Raw genomic sequence first — 17565 nt, 5'->3', positions numbered from 1 at the left:
CGCTATGGCCGCGCGGCAATCTCGTCGAGATGCCACAACAGGTCGGCCGGATCGTCATACACGCGCAGTGCCCCCGCACGTTCCAGTTCGTCGCGGCCGTACCCGCCGGACAGGAGCCCAACGCCGAGCGCACGGCAGCGGCTTGCGGCGAGCATGTCCCAAATGCTGTCGCCGACCACCAGCGTATGCTCGATCGGCACGTTCAGTTTCGCGGCGGCGGTCAGGAACAGGTCTGGGTCCGGCTTCGCGTACTTGACCTGATCGCGGGTGATGACCACGTGCTTCGCCGGATCGACGCCGAGCGCTTCGAGATTGACCGCCGCCGTCTGCATCCGCCCGCTGGTGGCGATCGCCCAGCGTATCCCCGCGCCCGACAGCGCGGCGAGCAACTCGCGCGCGCCCGGCAGCGGCCGAACCTGCCCGCGCAGCCGCTGGTACGCGGCCGCATGCAGCCGCGCCAGCCGCTCGACGCGTCCGGCGTCGATGTCGCCGGCCGTCTCGCGCAGCAGCTGGTTCAGGAACAGGCCGCCGCTCATCCCGATCTTGCGGTGAATGCGCCACACCGATAGCTCGATGCCTTCGGCATCGAGCGCTTCCTTCCACGCGAGCACGTGCTGATAGACGCTGTCGACGAGCGTGCCGTCAAGATCGAACAGAAATGACGTTTCAATGCGCATGGGAATCTCCTGGCCCGACGAGGGTCGGGCGAATCGTCCGTGAACCTATCCTTCGATACATTATCGGCGCGCGGGCGGGCCGCCGCCATCTTCCGGCTATTCGGCAAGCGCGGCGCATGCCGGCGCGCACATGCCAGGCAGGACCACTCGCGCATATCGTCGAGAGCTGGGCGATGGCGGCGTCGTGGACGGCGAGGGGACACATCGCGGCGTCGATCGGGTTGCCCGTCAACCCGCCGGCGCGGCGTGCGGCATACCGCGCGCCGCGCGATGATACGCCGTGATAGCCGTGATATGAGGCAATACATGGTGATATATGGCGATATATGACGTCGAGACGCCGGCGGGGCAGCATGCCGCCGCCTATCGGTAAAAGCGGGAAGCGCCGAACGTGAAGACCGTCACGATCGCGGGCGCGAACCAGCGCCAGCCGCGCGAGCGCTCATGCGTGCGCGCGGCGTGGCGTCGATATCGCGGCTTGCCTGCGAATCGCGCGCGCTGCACTGGCTTATTGGCGCGGCACTGGCACTGGCTGCCGACGGGCGGCACGCCGCCGATGCGAGCCTACGCTCGGCCCGCCCGGGTACGACGCGCCGCGACGCGTGCGCCGCGCCGTCATACCAGTCACTCCCGACGACTCGTTGTCCCGTCCTTGCCCGCGCCCGCGCCGGGTTCGCCGTTGCCCGGCAGCACGCCCGACAGCATTTGCCGCGCGGTTTCGACGATCACGTTCGCCCCGCGCGCGTCGCCTTTGAGCAGCGTTTCGGCGAAATGCTTTGCCTGCTGCAGCGTCACGTGCGGCGGCAGCGGCGGCACCTCGGGGTCGGTCTTCACTTCGAGCACCACCGGGCGGTCCGATGCGAGTGCCTCGTCCCACGCGGCGCCAAGCTGCTCCGGATCGTCGACGTAGATGCCTTTCAGCCCGAGCAGCGACGCGAAGCGCGAGTACGGCACGTCCGGAATCTGCTGCGATGCGTCGAACTTCGGATCACCTTCCATCACGCGCTGCTCCCACGTGACCTGGTTCAGATCCTCGTTGTTCAGCACCATGCAGATCCAGCGCGGGTCGGACCATTTGCGCCAGTACTTCGAGACGGTGATCAGCTCGGCCAGGTTGTTCATCTGCATCGCGCCGTCGCCGGCTATCGCGATCACCGGGCGCGCCGGATGCGCGAACTTCGCGGCGATCGCATATGGCACCGCCGCGCCCATCGATGCGAGGCCGCCCGACAGCGACGCCATCATCCCGCGCCGCATCATCAGGTCGCGCGCATACCAGTTTGCGCAGGAACCCGAATCGCTCGTCAGAATGACGCCGTCGGGCAGGCGCGGCGACAGCTCGGTAAACGCGCGCTGCGGATTCACGCCACGGCCGGGGCTAGCCTTGGCCGCCGCGCGTGCGGCGAGTGTGTCGCGCCAATGCGCGTTCCATTTCGCGATCCGCTCGCGCCATCCCGTGTCGCGGCGCGCGTTCAGCAGCGGCAGCAGTGCGCGCAGCGTCTCGGCGCTGTCGCCGACGAGATTGACCTCCATCGGATAGCGCAGGCTCAGCATGTCGGCTTTCAGGTCGATCTGCACGCCGCGCGCGTGGCCTTCCTTCGGCAGGAATTCCGAATACGGGAAGCTGGAGCCGACCACCAGCAGCGTGTCGCATTCGGTCATCAGCGCGTAGCTGGGCCGGGTGCCGAGCAGCCCGATCGCGCCGGTCACCCACGGCAGATCGTCGGGCAGCGCGGCCTTGCCGAGCAGCGCTTTCGCGGCGCCCGCGCCGAGCCGGTCAGCCACTGCGATCACCTCGTCGGTCGCGTGCAGCGCGCCCGCGCCCACCAGCATCGCGACCTTCGCGCCCGCGTTGAGCACGTCGGCCGCGCGCTGCAGATCATCCGCGTATGGCACGACCTTCGGCGGCGTGTAGCCGAGCCCGGAATGCACGGTGCCGTGCGCGCGTTTCGGCGGCGCATAGTCGAGCCTTTGCAAATCGTTCGGCAGCACCAGCGCGGTGACCGTGCGTGCGCCGAGCGCAGTGCGCACCGCACGGTCGACCAGATGGCGCACTTGGCCGGGCACCGTGGCAAGCTGGACGAATGCGCCCGCCACGTCCTTGTAAAGCGCCGGCAGATCGACTTCCTGCTGGTAGTGGCCGCCAAGCGCCGCGCGAGCCTGCTGGCCGACGATCGCGAGCACCGGCATATGATCGAGCCGCGCGTCGTACAGGCCGGTCACGAGGTGCGCGGCACCGGGGCCTGAAGTCGCGACGCACACGCCAAGCTCGCCTGTAAATTTTGCATGCGCGGATGCCATGAAGGCCGCCATCTCCTCATGGCGTGCCTGAATGATTTCGATCTTGCCGCCGGCCCGGTCGAGCGCGCCGAAAAAGCCGTTGATGCCGTCGCCCGGGTAGCCGTACACGCGGCGCACGCCCCAATCGTACAGCCGCTCGACGATGAAATCCGCCACTGTCGCCATGCCGTTTCTCCTTGATTCGCGATGGGCCGAAGCCGATGAGCCGCGCGACGCCGCTCGGCGGCACGTGGCCATGCGGGGCGTCGCGCAAGCGGCGTGCCGCGCGGGCGGGGCGGGCGCGCCGTCGCTGACTACGGATGACGTGGCGCTGTCGCTCGCGCTTTACATCATCGGCTACGTTGCGATCTTCGGCTCAGGCTTAGCGCTGCTGCGCCGGCGCGCACGGATCGGGCCGGCTGCCCAGGACGGCGCGCACGCGGCGGCGCCGGAGCAGGGCGCATCGACACACTGCGCGGCCGCTGGCGGCAGTGTCGGAAAGCGGCGCGCGGCAACAGGAGGCCAGCCATGACGGGATTTGACCGCGCTCAGCCAGTGGCCATGCGTCGCGCCGCCGTCGGCCACGCCGTGGTCCGCTGCGTCCGCGCAGATGTCGTTGGAATTCCTGATGATCTGCGCCACGTTCATGCTGCCGGTGCTGCTGAACGTGTGCTGGCCGTACTTGGGGTTTTGCGGCAAGGTGCGCAGTGATATCGGGTATGAGCACCTGTGACGGTCGCGCGAACGCGCGGGCAGGGCAGGCGAGCCCGGCTTGAAGAGCGGATAAGCGGGGTGAAACCCGCTAACGGGCTGGTTTCTCGATGGTTATTTTTTTATTCTGATTGGCTGAGCCGCGAATCATGCGCGATAATTGTTAAGTTATTTAATAATGAATGTCATCGCCTGCCACTAACTGTTCCCGCCTGCCTTATTGTTCATGGAGGAGTCTGCTTATGTTCTGTCGCCCCCGTCTTCGAACGCGCTCGGCAATTGTTCTGGCGGCTGCGCTGCCTGTATTTGCCGGTGCCATGCATATCCCTACGGCAATGGCGTCCGGGCCACGGCCCAAGGTAATACAGTTGTTGAAAACAACGCATTCCTGGGACGGCACTCAATATCGCGCATATCCGGATGGGCCGCCGGAAGTATCAGTACTGCGCTATAAGATCCCTGCACATAGCGGACTACCGTGGCATAGCCATCCGGTCATCAATGTCGCCTATGTTCTTTCCGGTCACCTAACGGTCATTCGGAAGAGCGACGGGAAGACGATGGTGATCGGCCCGGGAGACGTGCTACCTGAGATGGTCGACGCACCGCATCGCGGCCAAAGTGGCGATGAGCCGGTCGAGCTGATTGTGTTTTATGCCGGAACTCCGGGCGTTGCGTTATCAGTCAAATCCGAGCCTAACTAATCGTACCCGGCGCAGACTGGCTATAAAAATCAGCCGTTTGGTCCAATGCTGCATATTCCTACGATCGCCGCATGCCGGTGACGCTCACGAGTACCGTTCTATGTCCAGTTCTCTAGCCACAAATCCCGCTTTTCTCAATCTCTTGGTGGATAGCCACCTCCGACTGACCGGTCTGCCTCTATTGGACCAAACAATGCAAGATACCGAGGCCGCACGCTGGCTATACGAAGACGCACCTTTTTGTGTCCTTGCTCACAATACGGATGAGGACCCGCGGTTCATTTACGCAAACAAAACCGCGCAGCGCTGTTTCGAATACGACTGGGCTGAAATGACAGCTTTACGCTCACGGCTTTCCGCTGAACACCCTAATCGACAAGAGCGCGACCAATTGCTCGAAGCTGTGCGAACCCAAGGTTTTGCAAGCGGTTATCGTGGCTTACGCATTGCCAAGTCGGGAAGACGGTTTTGGATCGAGGACGTGACTGTCTGGAATCTGGTCGACCGTGATGGAATATATCGAGGGCAGGCAGCCACTTATCGGCAATGGAAAGATGCCTGATTCATGATCAGGTAGCAGGTCACGCCGAACAGTGCGCTGGCGCGTCCTAGGCAAGCGCCATAGTTGCGCAGCGCGGGCGCCGGGATGTTCGGGAATGTGGGACCGAAGCCCGCGAAGATCGGTGGCGCCGTCACGGCCCATTGCACACCCGGTAACTGTGCTAGTCGGACAGAAGCTTCCCGGCCAGCGGGCCGACCGCGGACGACCTTGACAGCACGATGCCGAGCGTCACGAAGTACTGCGTCAGCGCATGACCGCTCAGGCGGTCGCGCCCGACGCTTTTCGCGTTATCAGCGCGCAATCAACGCACCCTCAACGCATCTTCAACGCGTTTTCATCGACGCCAGCAACCATTGCGCGAGCCGCTGCGCGCCGTCCGGCATTTCGGCATCGGCGCGCCAGCAAAGGTAGTAATGCCGCCCGTCGTTCAGTTCGTGATCGAAGAGCCTGCGCAACGCGCCCGACGCGAGCTCGCGCGAAATCAGCGGCGCGCGCATGAGTGACGCGCCCAGATCGGCGAGCGTGGCGCTCAGCGTGAGCTGGCCGTCTTCGAAGAGCGGCCCCTCGGTGCGTGCCACGTGGCGCACGCCCGCGCTTTGCAGCCAGTTTGCCCACGTGCTGCGGTCCTCGTCGTGAACGAGCGGCACGCTCGCGAGATCCGCGGGTTTGCACAGCGGCCCGTAGCGCTGCAAAAAGCGCGGCGTGCACACCGGCACCACCGCGCCCGACATAAGCGGCGTGCTCGTATAGCCGATCCAGTCGCCGGTGCCGAAGCGGATCGACAAATCGGCGGCATCGCTGCGGTAATTGCGGTGATTCGCATAGAGCACCGTCACGTCCACGTCTTCATTGGCCGCGAGAAAGTCGTGCAGCCGGGGAATGAACCAGCCCATGCCAAAGAGCGGAATCAGGCTGATCGTGATCTGTCGCCGCGACGAGCGCTCGCGCACGAACCCCGTGGCGCTGCGCAACACCGAAAACGCCGCGCTGATCGAGCGATAGTAGTCGCGGCCTTCGTCGGTGAGCACGAGCGCGCGGCCGCGGCGGATCGTCAACGGCGTTTGCACGAACGATTCGAGCAGTTGCAACTGATGGCTCACCGCCGAGGCCGTGATTTCGAGTTCGCGCGCGGCGGCCGCGACCGAGCCATGACGTGCGAACGACTCGAACGCGCGCACCGCACGCAGCAGCGGATCGTCGGCGATTAGCTGAATTTTATTCATGTGTCGAATTATATCGAAAGGTGCGCAGCGCCGATGTTTTTCGGTTTCTCCATATAAAACATAATCTTAAGCGTTAGAATAAGGTTCTGGCATATCGATCGAACCAAACGTAATTTAAACAGCCGTACACAAAAGATTAATCTTTTTCATCATTCAACGCTGCGTGCCATGAGCCCTCGGAATGGGCAGGCATGCGCGCCAATGGCGCTTCAATACATAGGCTCATCGGAATCGATCGACATGACAAAGAAAGCTCTGCCGTTGCCGGTCGCCGCGCTTGCGGTATCGCTTTTCACGGGCATCGCGCATGCCCAGGACGAACAGGTGGTGCTGATCGGGCTCGCCGCGCCGCTGACCGGCGCATCCGCGCGCATCGGCAAGGATCTGGAAAACGGCGCACGGCTCGCCGTCGACGACGCCAACGCAAAGCATCCGACCATTGCTGGCAAGCCCGTGGTCTACAAGCTCGTGAGCGCCGACGATCAATCGGACCCGCGCACGGCCGTGACGGTCGCGCAGCAACTCGTCGATCGTCACGTGGTTGGCGTGGTCGGCCACTGGAACACCGGCTGCAGCGTGCCGGCCGCGCGCGTGTATCACGACGCCGGCATCGCGCAGATCGCGCCGGCCTCGACAGGTCGTCAATACACGCAGCAGGGCTTCGACACCGCGTTTCGCATCATGGGCCACGACGACGATGGCGGCGCGTACACCGGCGCGTATGCGGTGAAAACGCTGAAGGCACGGCGCATTGCCGTGATCGACGATCAGACCGCGTTCGGCGCGGGACTTGCGAACCAGTTCATCAAGGGCGTGCAGGCCAACGGCGGCACGGTGATCGATCGCCAGTACATCACCGACAAGACGCTCGATTTCAGCGGCGTGCTAACGGCCATCAAGGCGAAGCGCGCCGACCTGATCTTCTTCGGCGGTCTTGACGCCCAGGCCGCGCCGCTCGTGCGCCGCATGCGCCAATTGCATATTCAGGCGCCGCTGCTCGGCGCGGGCGGTTTCGTGAGCCAGACTTTCGTCACGCTGTCTGGGCCCTCGGGCGAAGGCGTGACGGCACTGGAACCGGGCCGTCCGCTCGATCGCATGCCGGGCGGCGCGGCGTTCGACGCGCAGTACCGCGCGCGCTGGCACGCGCCGATCGAATTGCACGCACCGTTTGCGTATGACGTGGCGGCGACGCTGATCGCCGCGACCCAGCAGGCCAATTCGGTTGCGCCGAAAAAGATTGTCGCGGCGCTGCACACGATTCGCCGCAGCGGCGTGACGGGTGCGATCGGCTTCGATGAACAAGGCAACCTGCTGGATCCCGCTTATACGATTTATCAGGTGAAGGACGGCAAATGGGCCGTGGTGGACGTGCTCGGCGGCGGCGCGGCCATGAAGACGCTCGCGAAGACCGCCGCCCGCTGAACCCGACGATGCAACGACGTAACGAGGAGACGAAGATGACACAGCAACAACGCGAAGGCGTCGCGGACGGGATTGGCGTGAACGGCGAGACGCTCGGCATTCTCGCGCGCCGGCGCATCGAAGCGGAAATCATCAAGCCGATCTACGAGATTCTCAAGCGCGACTGCGGCATCGAGCGCGCGCAAGCCGTGATCGCCGAGGCCGTGCGCGGCGCGGCGATCGATGCGGGCCGCCAGTTCGCGGCGCGCGAACCGAACGGCACGAGCGTCGCGTCGTTCGCCGCGCTTCAGGTGCTCTGGGAAAAGGACGGCGCGCTCGACGTGGAAACGCTGCGCATCGACGACGAAGCCTACGATTACAACGTGCATCGCTGCGCTTATGCCGAGATGTATCACGCCATGGGCCTTGGGGAAATCGGCCATCTGCTGAGCTGCGCGCGCGATGCCGAATTCATCTCGGGCTATGACCCGCGCGTCGAACTCACGCGCACGAGCACCATCATGCAGGGCGGCAAGCGCTGCGATTTCCGTTACCGCATGCGCGACGCGAAGCCGGCCGAAGCCGGTGAGCCGGCGCAGGAGCGCGCCGATGACTGAACGCCCCCAACATGGCGGATGGGTCCCGAGCGCGTTGCGCGTGAACGGTGCGCGGCTGTGGGATTCGCTCGAAGGCATGGCGCGAATTGGCGCGACGGAAAAGGGCGGCGTGTGCCGCCTCGCGCTCACCGAGCTCGACCGCGAAGGGCGCGACCTGTTCGTGCAATGGGCGCGCGAGGCGGGCTGCACGATTCGCGTCGACAAGATGGGCAACGTCTTCGCGCGCCGTGCGGGCCGCAATCCCGGCGCCGCGCCGGTGTTGACCGGCTCGCACGCCGACACCCAGCCCACCGGCGGCCGCTACGACGGCATTTATGGCGTGTTGGGCGGGCTCGAAGTGATCCGCGCACTCAACGATGCGGGCGTGCAGACCGAGCACCCCGTGGAGGCCGTGATCTGGACCAATGAGGAAGGTTCGCGCTTCGCGCCGGCCATGATTGCGTCGGGCGTGTATGCGGGCGTATACACGCTCGAATACGGGCTCTCGCGCACCGATGCGTCGGGCACGACGATAGGCGAAGCGCTCGCGCATATCGGCTACGCCGGCGATGAGCCGGCGGGCGGCACACCGGTGCGCGCCGTGTACGAACTGCACATTGAGCAGGGCGCGATTCTCGAGCGCAGCGGCAAGACCATCGGCGTAGTCACGGCGGGGCAGGGGCAGCGCTGGTACGAGATCGAATTCGTTGGCGTGGACGCGCACGCGGGCACCACGCCGATGGACCTGCGCCGCGACGCGCTGGCCGGCGCGGCGCGCATGATCACGTTCGTCGAGGCGCTGGGGCGCAGGTACGCGCCGCATGGGCGCGCTACGGTCGGCATGATCGACGCGAAGCCCAACTCGCGCAACACCGTGCCGGGGCGCTGCTTTTTCACGGTGGAGTTTCGTCATCCGGATTCGGACGCGCTGGCCGAATTCGATGCGCAATTGCGCGCCGAACTGGCGCGCGTGGCTCAGGACGCGCAGCTTGACCACACGATCACGCAGATCTTCGACTACGCGCCCGTGCCGTTCGCGCCCGAGTGCATCGATGCCGTGCGGCGCGCGGCCGTGACGCTGAATTTGCCGCATGCCGATATCGTGTCGGGCGCGGGCCACGATGCCTGTTATCTCGCGCGTATCGCGCCCACGGGCATGATCTTCGTGCCGTGCATCGACGGCCTCAGCCACAACGAAGCCGAGGCGATCACGCCCGAGTGGGCCGAGGCTGGCGCCAACGTGCTGCTGCAGGTGGTGGTGGAGAGCGCGTTGGGGAACGGTTGAGGAATCGCCGGCGCCGGCTTGTCCGGCGGGCTTACGCGTTTGTTGCGCAATTCATGCGGCGGCATGGGCGATCTTGGCCGTGTTTTACGGTTCGGCGCGGTATCGTGGAATTGTCAAACAACGAAGCGCCGCCCGGCAAGACACTAAGTGCTGAAACTCCATCATCGATCGCCACGGCAGGCCGGGGCCTCTTGCGCAGCATGCTCGCGCTGGCGAAGGAAGCCGATGTGCTCGCACAGATTAAAGGCAACCGGCCAACGGTGCTGGAGACTTGCGAAAACCTGGCCCTGCATCGTGACAAGCATCACGACAACGCGCACGAACGTATCGAGACGCGCAACTGTGCGCACCGTTGACGTGCAAGATTGCTGGCTGCCGGATGAATGGCAGCCGCTGGTCGCCGGGGGCGCCAGAATTGAACGAGCGGTCGAGCACCATACACGAGGTGGCTGGCACGCACAGCCGAAACGGCGTGGCGGATCAGCACGAGCCGGTCACGTCTGAACGGCGGAAGCTCCGGACATCATTGGTGACCAACCTCGAGAGGACGGCAACGCCGGTATTGTCGATGCGCGGCGGTGACATGTCATGCGTCGGCTCTCTGCAAGCCACCGATATCATTAAGTCAGCTCATTCCACGCTCGCAAAAAAGCTGCAGCAGGCAACTCCCCACTGGATGCGTCGTAGTCATGCCAGCCATGCCGTTGCTCGTGGCGCTGGATTGACGACGATTTTCGGCAACTTGTGCGCCATGTCTGCCTCGATGTATCAGCGCGGCGACGATATCCTCCGCGCCGGAGAGACCAATCAGGCATTCGAAAGACGATAGCGCTGACCTCGGCCGGCCTTAGCCGGCAATATTTTCCGTTTTCTGAAGCCCCCGACAACGGGCGGGTTTTCACGAGCCGCGGCTCTACACGGCTTTAGTGCGCGTTACGTATTGCGCCGGAAGTTCATCACGCCGTGTGGCCTGCAACAGAATGGCATGATCGAACGCGTGATTCGCACGCTCAATGAGCAATGCGTACACCGTCACCGCGTTTGAAACGCTGCCGCACGCCAGCCGTGTGATCGTCGACAAGATCCGGTTCTACAACTATCGACGGCCCACCTGGCGCTGAAGATGAAAACGCCGGTAGAGGCGTTCGCTTCAGCTGCTTAACCGGTGCAGGTTTCACCAGGTTATGACAGGGGGAAGGCCACGGAGCGCGGATCAATCGGGACCTTGACGTGCGCGAATCAATGCGCGCTGCGGTTTCACAAGCATCGGGCGATGGTATCTCGCGCTGGGCGTTCGGTAGGACCGCCCGGCTCGCAAGCTCGACGCGGAATCTCAATATCCAACGAGGTGGACGATACCGTCCACGGGCGCCGAGAGTCGAGTGGCCCAATCCGTCCATCCAAATCTGTGCCAAACGCGCGACAAATCAAAATTTCCATTAAAGCAGGACCTTAGCGTACTTGGCATAGCTGTTGCATAAGCTTGATCTCCGATCTAACGAGTTTTCATGATGCTGCTGACTGTATCCCAGTGTGGTCGCTGTATATCTCCAGTGAGGTTGGAGTTATTGATCATGTGAAATATCTGTTCCTGATCGTTGCAATCACGGTGAGGAATAATTTATTTTGAGATTGAATTTGGGCTGTCGTGAATATTTTTCGACTCCATGGCACATGAAGCAGTAAAAATCAATTATTCGTAAGGAGGGTATGGATAAATGAAGTAAATCGAAATTCGTGGCTTTATCTTTAAATAAATTTCTTTGAGAGGATGGGTAAGAATGTTCGATTGAAATTACAAGCAAAATCACCATCTCAAGCGAAAATTTTCGTTGGTCGCTTTTTCGGCGACAAGATTTATATGCCCATATGAAAAGCCGAGTGGGAAACCATTCGGTATGGACGAGCTTGAATCCGAGCAAGCAAAATCCAGCGATCTTGGGTCGTGAAATATGATCCGCATGGGTTGAAAATCGAGCGATCAATTAAAGGGCTTGTTGGGATTTATGAATTTAAGGCGTCACCAGCAAAATTGCTGATTGCAAATTTTTGAAAGGAAATATCATGGCTCACACGTTTGATCCTGTCATTCAAAGCTATTTTCGCCGGAACACACCTCCTTCGGTAAATAAAGGGGTGCGGTATGCCATTGCACAAGGGCCTAGTCAAGTAGCTACGCTCGACACTATTAAAGAAGCAGTGGAATTTAATTTTGGCACATTGGAAAAGGCTTGTGAGATGGCTGGTTTCTACCAAAGTCAGCTCATTAGTTTTCCAGAGTTGTTCTTGTCTGGATATGAATTCGGCGAAACCGATAAATCAAATATTCCCGTGGAGACGGTTAAGAAAACTGCGGAATATATTAGGGATAATGGTTATTTGGAGGAGTTGGGGCCGATCTCGAAAATTGCAAAATATAGAAATATTGCAATTATCTGTCCTTTGCCGTATGCGGGAAGTGATCCCAAAGGGAATGATGGCATCTATGATGCTGCTGTCATTTTCGATGCTGATGGAAAGAAGCTTGGCATGCAATTCAAGAACCATCTGTGGGGGATTGACGAACGGCGTTGGTTCCGTATCCCGGAATATGGCGGCACGGACAATCCTTTTCGGACATTTGAGGTTAATGGCATCCCTATTGGCGTGGCTATCTGTTATGACGCGGAATTTCCGGAAGTCGCGCGATCATTGGCGCTTAATGGGGCATTGATTGCCGCAATGCCGACTGCTGCGCCAAATTCCAAATTGCCTGGACAGAGCGAACCTTACCCGGATATTTCCGAGCATTACATTCCTGCCAACGCTCTGCAAAATCAAAATTTTTGTAGTTATGGTAATCGGGCGAGTTGGGAATTTAAAGTGGAAAACGGGAAATCAGAAAATGTTCTAGAATACTCTGGAAATAGTATCATCTGTAGCCCCTATGGAAAGCCGCTGGTGAAAGCCTTTGGAAACCAAGATACTTTGTTGATTGCTGACTGTATTATCTGCGACTTTCCTAGTACTCAACCTCCTGATACAGATTATCTCATCAATAGGCGCCCGGAAATCTACGGAATCGTGACATCGATGGAAGCTGATTTCCCAAGCGGAAAGAAGTATCGATATCCTGCCGAGCCCAAGCAGCATCAGGACCCGGATCGTCCTGATACCAATAAAAATAGTTGCTCGTAGAATCCAGCGTAGAATTTTTGATTTTAATTGTCAAAATTTGGGCTCCAAATTACTGGAGTCCAAAGATGTCTTATTTTGATTGATGTGGATTTGTTGAATGTCGCGAAGAATGCGTAATTTGCCATTGCCTTTGGAATGTTTGCTTATGGATGAATCCAGATCATGATCTGATCGCGGCAGGATATTAATTTCGGGTTGGAGAAATAATCATAATTTCAAATATTTATTACGTTAACAAAAAAATTGACGGTGAATAAATTGAGCATGAGAGGGTTACGTATGGATGATCTCATTAAATTATTCACAGAGTTGAAAGGCGTGGTTGGAGGGGTACTTGCAGTTGCGATGTCGATCGTAATCTGGATGTGGCGAGAACGTAGTCAGAGAGAGATGACTGGAGCTGACGCATCGGGGCAAATCAAAGCATTGGCGGTTTATGAGGGTCTCCTGAAGGCAGAACGCGAAGCACGAATGAGTGCTGATCAACGTGTTGATCAGTTTGCAAAGGAGCGAAATGATGCCTATCAGCAGGTTTGGGAGCTTAAAGGTCAATTGAAGGGGGCGCTTGAGCAGTTGGAAGGGCAAAACCGTGAACTGATGTTGTCTCAAGAAAGAATTCGCTTTTTGGAGGGGAGATTCAAGGAAAATCCTTGATTTCTATTTTAAAAAAAGAATCCAAAATAATTGGGTTTTAGGAGGGCCTTGAAGGAGGCGGTGGAATGATTCACTGGTTTTGGGCGGGATGATTGGAGGGAAATTTTAGCGCTGTGCTGTTAGTTAAAGGAGGGGAGATGCGAAATAGAAAGGCGTTTTTAGATATGCTGGCGGTATCGGAGGGTACCAATATTAGTCCCGCAGCGAGAAATGACGGATACGATGTCATTGTGGCAAGGATAGATGGAGTGCCGGAAATTCTTACGGATTGCAGCACGCACCCCTTTGGGCGCGGTCGTGCATCCAAGCGAATTAATAATAGAGGATTGGAATCCAATGCATCCGGGCACTATCAATTTATGCTAAAAGATTGGTCTTACTATCGTAAATTACTTAATTTGCCTGATTTCGGGCCTGCGTCGCAGGATTCGTGGGCTATTCAGCTAATTAAAGAGCATAATGCATTGTCATTGATCGATGCCGGTAATTTTGATTTGGCAGTTTATAGAGTTGGAAATTTATGGGCCAGTCTTCCCGGGGCTGGTTACGGGCAGCTCGAAAATTCACTCGTTGCACTGCGTCAGGTCTATCTGCAAAAAGGCGGCGAAATATTTTAGTTATTTAATTTTTTTCGTGACGCGATTTTGATGTGAGAGGGCGGCTTATTTGAGCGAGGAGCCGCTATCGATTTAATGCAATTAAAAAATTTTTTCGCTTTTGATATGTTGATTGGGTTTTATTCGGATATATAGAAATAAATTGTTTGGCGTGCTAGATATATTTTAAGTGGTGTGAAATATTTCAGGGTTTACTCCAATACAAAAGGATCAACATTGATGTGAGATTGAATATATATTGATATCAATATCCATTTTTGAAAATGGATGCACGACTAAATTATCAATTGGCGCGAAGCAATACCTGTCTGAATTGCTAGGGTGGTGGCCGCGCATCCAGTTCCGTAAGCTTTCTCGACACCTGTCGCGGGGTTGAGGCAAAAACTTTTGGATTATTTTAAATTTGGTTTATTAATTTTGATTGGCTTAAATTGGGGGCTGGCTGTAAATGTGATGCAATCACAATGTATGTTGATTTTGATGTTTCGATTAGTTGGGAATAAGCGATGAGAAATGCCAATGTCGAGGATGTTGTTGGTTGTGGTGAGAAAATTTTTTTTTGTGAAACAAAATCAATAGGATTGTGTGTAGATAAAAGTGTATCGATTGACCGATTGAAGATCGAATTTTTATTTGATGGAGCTGATGTCTTTCGTCAAGTGCTTTCATGGGCGATGAATTTTTTATTATTTAACGCTCGTTTTAAGAAAAATATGATGGTCAAGAGTAATAGGGCAAAGGGAGTGGTATCCAAGATGCTTTTGTTGAGGCTGAGGAAGACAAAATCCGACGCCGATATCTCTGTGCATCCTGACGATAGTCAATTTGCTACGCGCGCTGGCGCATACTCGAGGTCAATGCTATGTCCCGGATGCTGACTCAATTGCCTTCTGGTATGCAGGAAGACGTCGTTGCTCTGCCTTCCCGTTCGCAAGCGCATAAAGAAGCGCCGTTCGAAATGATCGGCACTTCATCTGCTTGGCGACATCTCAATCAGCTGATCGAGCGCATTGCCCCAACTGATCGACCGGTGCTGATCAACGGCCCGACTGGCGCGGGTAAGGAGGTGCTCGCGCGACGCGTGCATTCGGTGAGCCCTCGAGCCAGCGCGCCATTCATCGATGTGAATTGTGGTGCCATCCCGGAAAATTTGGTCGAATCGGAGTTGTTTGGCCATGTCAGAGGCGCGTTTACTGGTGCATCTAACACTCGGCGCGGATTTTTTCAGGAAGTTGGAAATGGTACGCTTTTTCTCGACGAAATCGGAGAGCTGCCCCTCTCTCTGCAGCCTAAACTCCTTCGAGTGCTTGAAACACGTTGTTTTCGGCAAGTTGGAGCTTCAAATAGCCTGCCATTCGAAGGCCGGATCATAGCGGCTACCCATCGCGACCTGGTGTCCATGGTAAAGATGGGGCACTTCAGGGAAGATCTTTATTATCGGTTGGCTGTTTTCATACTGGATCTGCCGGGCCTCAATGAGCGGCGAGAAGACATACCGGCGCTTGTCGAATATTTTTCCAGTATCCAACCTCGTAAACTCACCTTCACTCCGGAAGCCATGCAGAGATTGTATCAACAGCCTTGGCCAGGAAATGTCCGGCAATTGCGTAATGTTATCGAGCAATTGAGTGTTCTGTCCGAAAACACTTGCGTCGACGTTCTCACGTTGGAACCTTTTCTGATGCCCGTCGAGCGTGCCGACAATGCCCATCATGCGCTGGCGGATACCTTACTTTTACTCGAGGGGAGTAATAAGCTAGCCTTTGCCGAGAGCTTACTCATCGATCGAGCCTTGCACCGAAGCCAGGGTAATAAGACAGTTGCGGCAAGGCTGCTCGGTGTTAGTCGCAAGACCGTGGAGCGGCGGCTTAAGGTAAGGGAAGCTAGTATTCAAGCCGCCGATACGCTTCTGATGCAAGTGCGTGCGCTAGTCGAAGCGTCCAAGTTCTCGACGGCGATTCCAGCACTGCGCCACTATCTCGAACGATTTCAAGGCGACGAACGGACAGAAGTGTCGCGTCGATTAGAGGTATTGAGATTGCTGGGAATTTGCCTGCGTGGCATCCACGGCTGGTCGAGTGACAAGGTGCATGCTTGCTATGAAGATGCTTTGAAGATCAGCCAGGAGAAAGACGACGAATTGGAGTTGGCTGCCATTCGGTTCGGCCTATGGATTTCTCAATTCATGACCTTGGACCTGAGCAGGGCTCGGGCTACGGCACTGGATATGCTTTTGCGGGCGCAGCGCCTCGATGATCGAAATGCGTTGGATGAGGCGCATGTCGCAATGTCGAGCACCCTTTTCTTGCTGGGCGATTATGAGGAAGCGCTGGCCTACCTGAGCCGTGGCGGTCTACTGGGCATTAGTCGTGACGATGTTCGCGTGGGCATCCAAGGCTTTGATCTGGCGGAGATGGCATTGACAGCCGAAGGGCTCTCGGCTTTTCAGATCGGTGCCTATGATCAGGCGCGCGCAGCAATGGAGCGACTCATTGCACGTTCCTCACGGCAACCGTCGCACGCTTTTAGCTGTGCGATTGCTTTGCAAGGAGCTGCTTGGCTGGCTTGCTCGTTTGAGGAAGTCGAGCTGCTTGGTGAAATTTCGACCTCTCTCGAGAGACTATCGATTGCCCATGGATTTAGTTTTTACAAAGACAGGGCGAAGGTGTTTCGTGGCTATCATCTCGCGTGGAAAGGGTGTTACGAGGAAGCCGAAAAGTGTATGCAAGACGCTTACCAACATTACACGCAACTGCACGGTTGTAATCTGTTGGGGTCTTTTCATGCTTGGCATTTTGCTGACATGCTGTTGAATATGGGAGAGGAGCAGCGTTGCATCGAGGTGATTTCTCAAGCGCTTGATAGTGTTCTGGAACATCAGGACCGTACTTACTTAGGTGAAATGCTCGTGCAAATCGCACGAGCGAAATGGGCCCTGGGCAATCGCGAGGAAGCCGAGCAGAGGTTGCATAGCGCATTATTGACGGCCAGAGCGATCGGCTCCGTTCCCGCGCGCATTGCCGCAGCGTATCAATTGGCGATGCTGAAACAAGAGGATCGGCCAGCTCAAGCCATTGAGGTCCTGAGTCATGCCTTGCAGGGCGTTTCTCAAACACATTCGCCACCGACCCATGCTCGAGCATGGCAATTACTGGATCAACTGCGTTCGTGATTCAGTTAATTCGTTGCGCGTTCGACCGAGTACAGGCGCGCTTGAACGCACGTCATTGGGCGACGAGCTTGAATCATGGGGGCATGTGTCTACGCTCAATCAACGTGGACACATGTGCATGAACAAGCAAGAAGCGGGTTTGTCGCGTGACTGACGCTATAGAATTTTGGTATCCGTATTTCATGGTTAAAATCAGTCAGATTTTGCTGACCTGAGACGTTTCTTGTAGCCACCCGGCAAGTGAGTTCTCATTTATCCTAGAAATTAGGAGAATTCGATCAAGAAGCGATTTACCGACGAGCAGATCATCCGCAGCTTGCGCGAGGCCGAGAGCCACGATGAGCCGGTGAAGGATCTACGCAGGCGCCGAAACATTTCGGAACAGATGCTCTATTGCTGGCGCAACAAGTTCGGCGGGATGGACGCGGCTGAATCGCCCCGGGTTCATCGGAGACCGATTTGTTTGAGTCAGGCCGCCTTGGCGACGTCCTCAAACTGCCGATAGT

Annotated in this window: 17 protein-coding genes and 2 pseudogenes; 15 read left to right on the top strand and 4 right to left on the bottom strand. The window is 57.7% G+C overall.

Annotated features, from left to right (window positions below; translation table 11 throughout):
* Positions 1-2: 2 nt before the first annotated feature.
* Together WS68_RS10065 and WS68_RS10055 are read right to left on the bottom strand one after the other, a co-directional pair.
* The gene (locus WS68_RS10065; RefSeq protein WP_059570658.1) at positions 3-677 is read right to left on the bottom strand and encodes an HAD family hydrolase; all 675 of its coding nucleotides are present in this window, start codon (positions 675-677) and stop codon (positions 3-5) included.
* 624 nt (positions 678-1301) lie between these two features.
* Positions 1302-3143 (bottom strand): thiamine pyrophosphate-requiring protein, encoded by a 1842-nt coding sequence (locus WS68_RS10055; RefSeq protein WP_059570656.1) that lies wholly within the window; start codon positions 3141-3143, stop codon positions 1302-1304.
* Here WS68_RS10055 and WS68_RS28325 point away from each other — a divergent pair.
* The 4 genes and pseudogenes from WS68_RS28325 (at position 3121) to WS68_RS26010 (ending at position 4934) form a co-directional block, all read left to right on the top strand.
* Positions 3121-3489, top strand: a complete 369-nt coding sequence (locus WS68_RS28325) for a hypothetical protein (protein ID WP_059570655.1) — start codon at positions 3121-3123, stop codon at positions 3487-3489. The genes WS68_RS10055 and WS68_RS28325 overlap by 23 nt on opposite strands.
* A 15-nt stretch (positions 3490-3504) precedes the next feature.
* A pseudogene (locus WS68_RS10045) lies at positions 3505-3690 on the top strand (ubiquinol oxidase subunit II); the annotation flags it as partial.
* 346 nt (positions 3691-4036) lie between these two features.
* The gene (locus tag WS68_RS26015; protein WP_231752981.1) at positions 4037-4372 is read left to right on the top strand and encodes a cupin domain-containing protein; all 336 of its coding nucleotides are present in this window, start codon (positions 4037-4039) and stop codon (positions 4370-4372) included.
* A 100-nt stretch (positions 4373-4472) separates the two neighbouring features.
* Complete coding sequence (locus WS68_RS26010; protein WP_082709937.1) at positions 4473-4934, top strand: MEKHLA domain-containing protein; 462 nt, start codon at positions 4473-4475, stop codon at positions 4932-4934.
* A gap of 160 nt (positions 4935-5094) precedes the next feature.
* On the opposite strand, the gene WS68_RS27505 is transcribed toward WS68_RS26010, so the two are convergent.
* Positions 5095-5235, bottom strand: a complete 141-nt coding sequence (locus tag WS68_RS27505) for a hypothetical protein (protein WP_156429441.1) — start codon at positions 5233-5235, stop codon at positions 5095-5097.
* A gap of 22 nt (positions 5236-5257) precedes the next feature.
* Positions 5258-6157, bottom strand: coding sequence for a LysR substrate-binding domain-containing protein (locus WS68_RS10040; protein ID WP_059570653.1), 900 nt, complete (start codon positions 6155-6157; stop codon positions 5258-5260).
* Between the two features lie 240 nt (positions 6158-6397).
* On the opposite strand from WS68_RS10040, the gene WS68_RS10035 reads away from it, so the two are divergent.
* The 11 genes and pseudogenes from WS68_RS10035 to WS68_RS25990 all read left to right on the top strand — a co-directional run.
* The gene (locus tag WS68_RS10035) at positions 6398-7579 is read left to right on the top strand and encodes a branched-chain amino acid ABC transporter substrate-binding protein (protein WP_082709936.1); all 1182 of its coding nucleotides are present in this window, start codon (positions 6398-6400) and stop codon (positions 7577-7579) included.
* A gap of 35 nt (positions 7580-7614) precedes the next feature.
* On the top strand, positions 7615-8175 hold the full coding sequence (locus WS68_RS10030) for an L-2-amino-thiazoline-4-carboxylic acid hydrolase (RefSeq protein ID WP_059570652.1): 561 nt from the start codon (positions 7615-7617) through the stop codon (positions 8173-8175).
* Complete coding sequence (locus WS68_RS10025; RefSeq protein WP_059570651.1) at positions 8168-9439, top strand: M20 family metallo-hydrolase; 1272 nt, start codon at positions 8168-8170, stop codon at positions 9437-9439. The genes WS68_RS10030 and WS68_RS10025 overlap by 8 nt, the downstream gene beginning before the upstream one ends.
* Positions 9440-9543: 104 nt before the next feature.
* Complete coding sequence (locus WS68_RS27500) at positions 9544-9795, top strand: hypothetical protein (protein ID WP_156429440.1); 252 nt, start codon at positions 9544-9546, stop codon at positions 9793-9795.
* A gap of 23 nt (positions 9796-9818) precedes the next feature.
* Positions 9819-10268: a hypothetical protein gene (locus tag WS68_RS28320; protein WP_197419582.1), complete on the top strand. Its 450-nt coding sequence runs from the start codon at positions 9819-9821 to the stop codon at positions 10266-10268.
* 1235 nt (positions 10269-11503) lie between these two features.
* Positions 11504-12616, top strand: coding sequence for a nitrilase-related carbon-nitrogen hydrolase (locus tag WS68_RS26000; RefSeq protein ID WP_082709935.1), 1113 nt, complete (start codon positions 11504-11506; stop codon positions 12614-12616).
* A 279-nt stretch (positions 12617-12895) separates the two neighbouring features.
* On the top strand, positions 12896-13270 hold the full coding sequence (locus WS68_RS10015; RefSeq protein WP_059570649.1) for a hypothetical protein: 375 nt from the start codon (positions 12896-12898) through the stop codon (positions 13268-13270).
* Between the two features lie 137 nt (positions 13271-13407).
* A complete protein-coding gene (locus WS68_RS25995; protein WP_082709934.1) occupies positions 13408-13887 on the top strand; it encodes a glycoside hydrolase family 24 protein in 480 nt (159 codons plus the stop codon).
* Positions 13888-14393: 506 nt separating this feature from the next.
* Entirely contained in the window at positions 14394-14765 is a 372-nt protein-coding gene (locus WS68_RS27495; protein WP_156429439.1) for a hypothetical protein, read from the top strand.
* Complete coding sequence (locus WS68_RS10010; protein ID WP_231752980.1) at positions 14750-17059, top strand: sigma 54-interacting transcriptional regulator; 2310 nt, start codon at positions 14750-14752, stop codon at positions 17057-17059. The genes WS68_RS27495 and WS68_RS10010 overlap by 16 nt, the downstream gene beginning before the upstream one ends.
* 277 nt (positions 17060-17336) lie before the next feature.
* Positions 17337-17504: pseudogene (locus tag WS68_RS25990) on the top strand (transposase); the annotation flags it as partial.
* Positions 17505-17565 lie beyond the last annotated feature (61 nt).

Origin of the sequence: Burkholderia sp. TSV86, from assembly GCF_001522865.1 — a bacterium.
In the GTDB taxonomy this organism is placed as follows: Bacteria; Pseudomonadota; Gammaproteobacteria; order Burkholderiales; family Burkholderiaceae; genus Burkholderia.
This window is presented reverse-complemented; position numbering and strand designations above follow the sequence as displayed.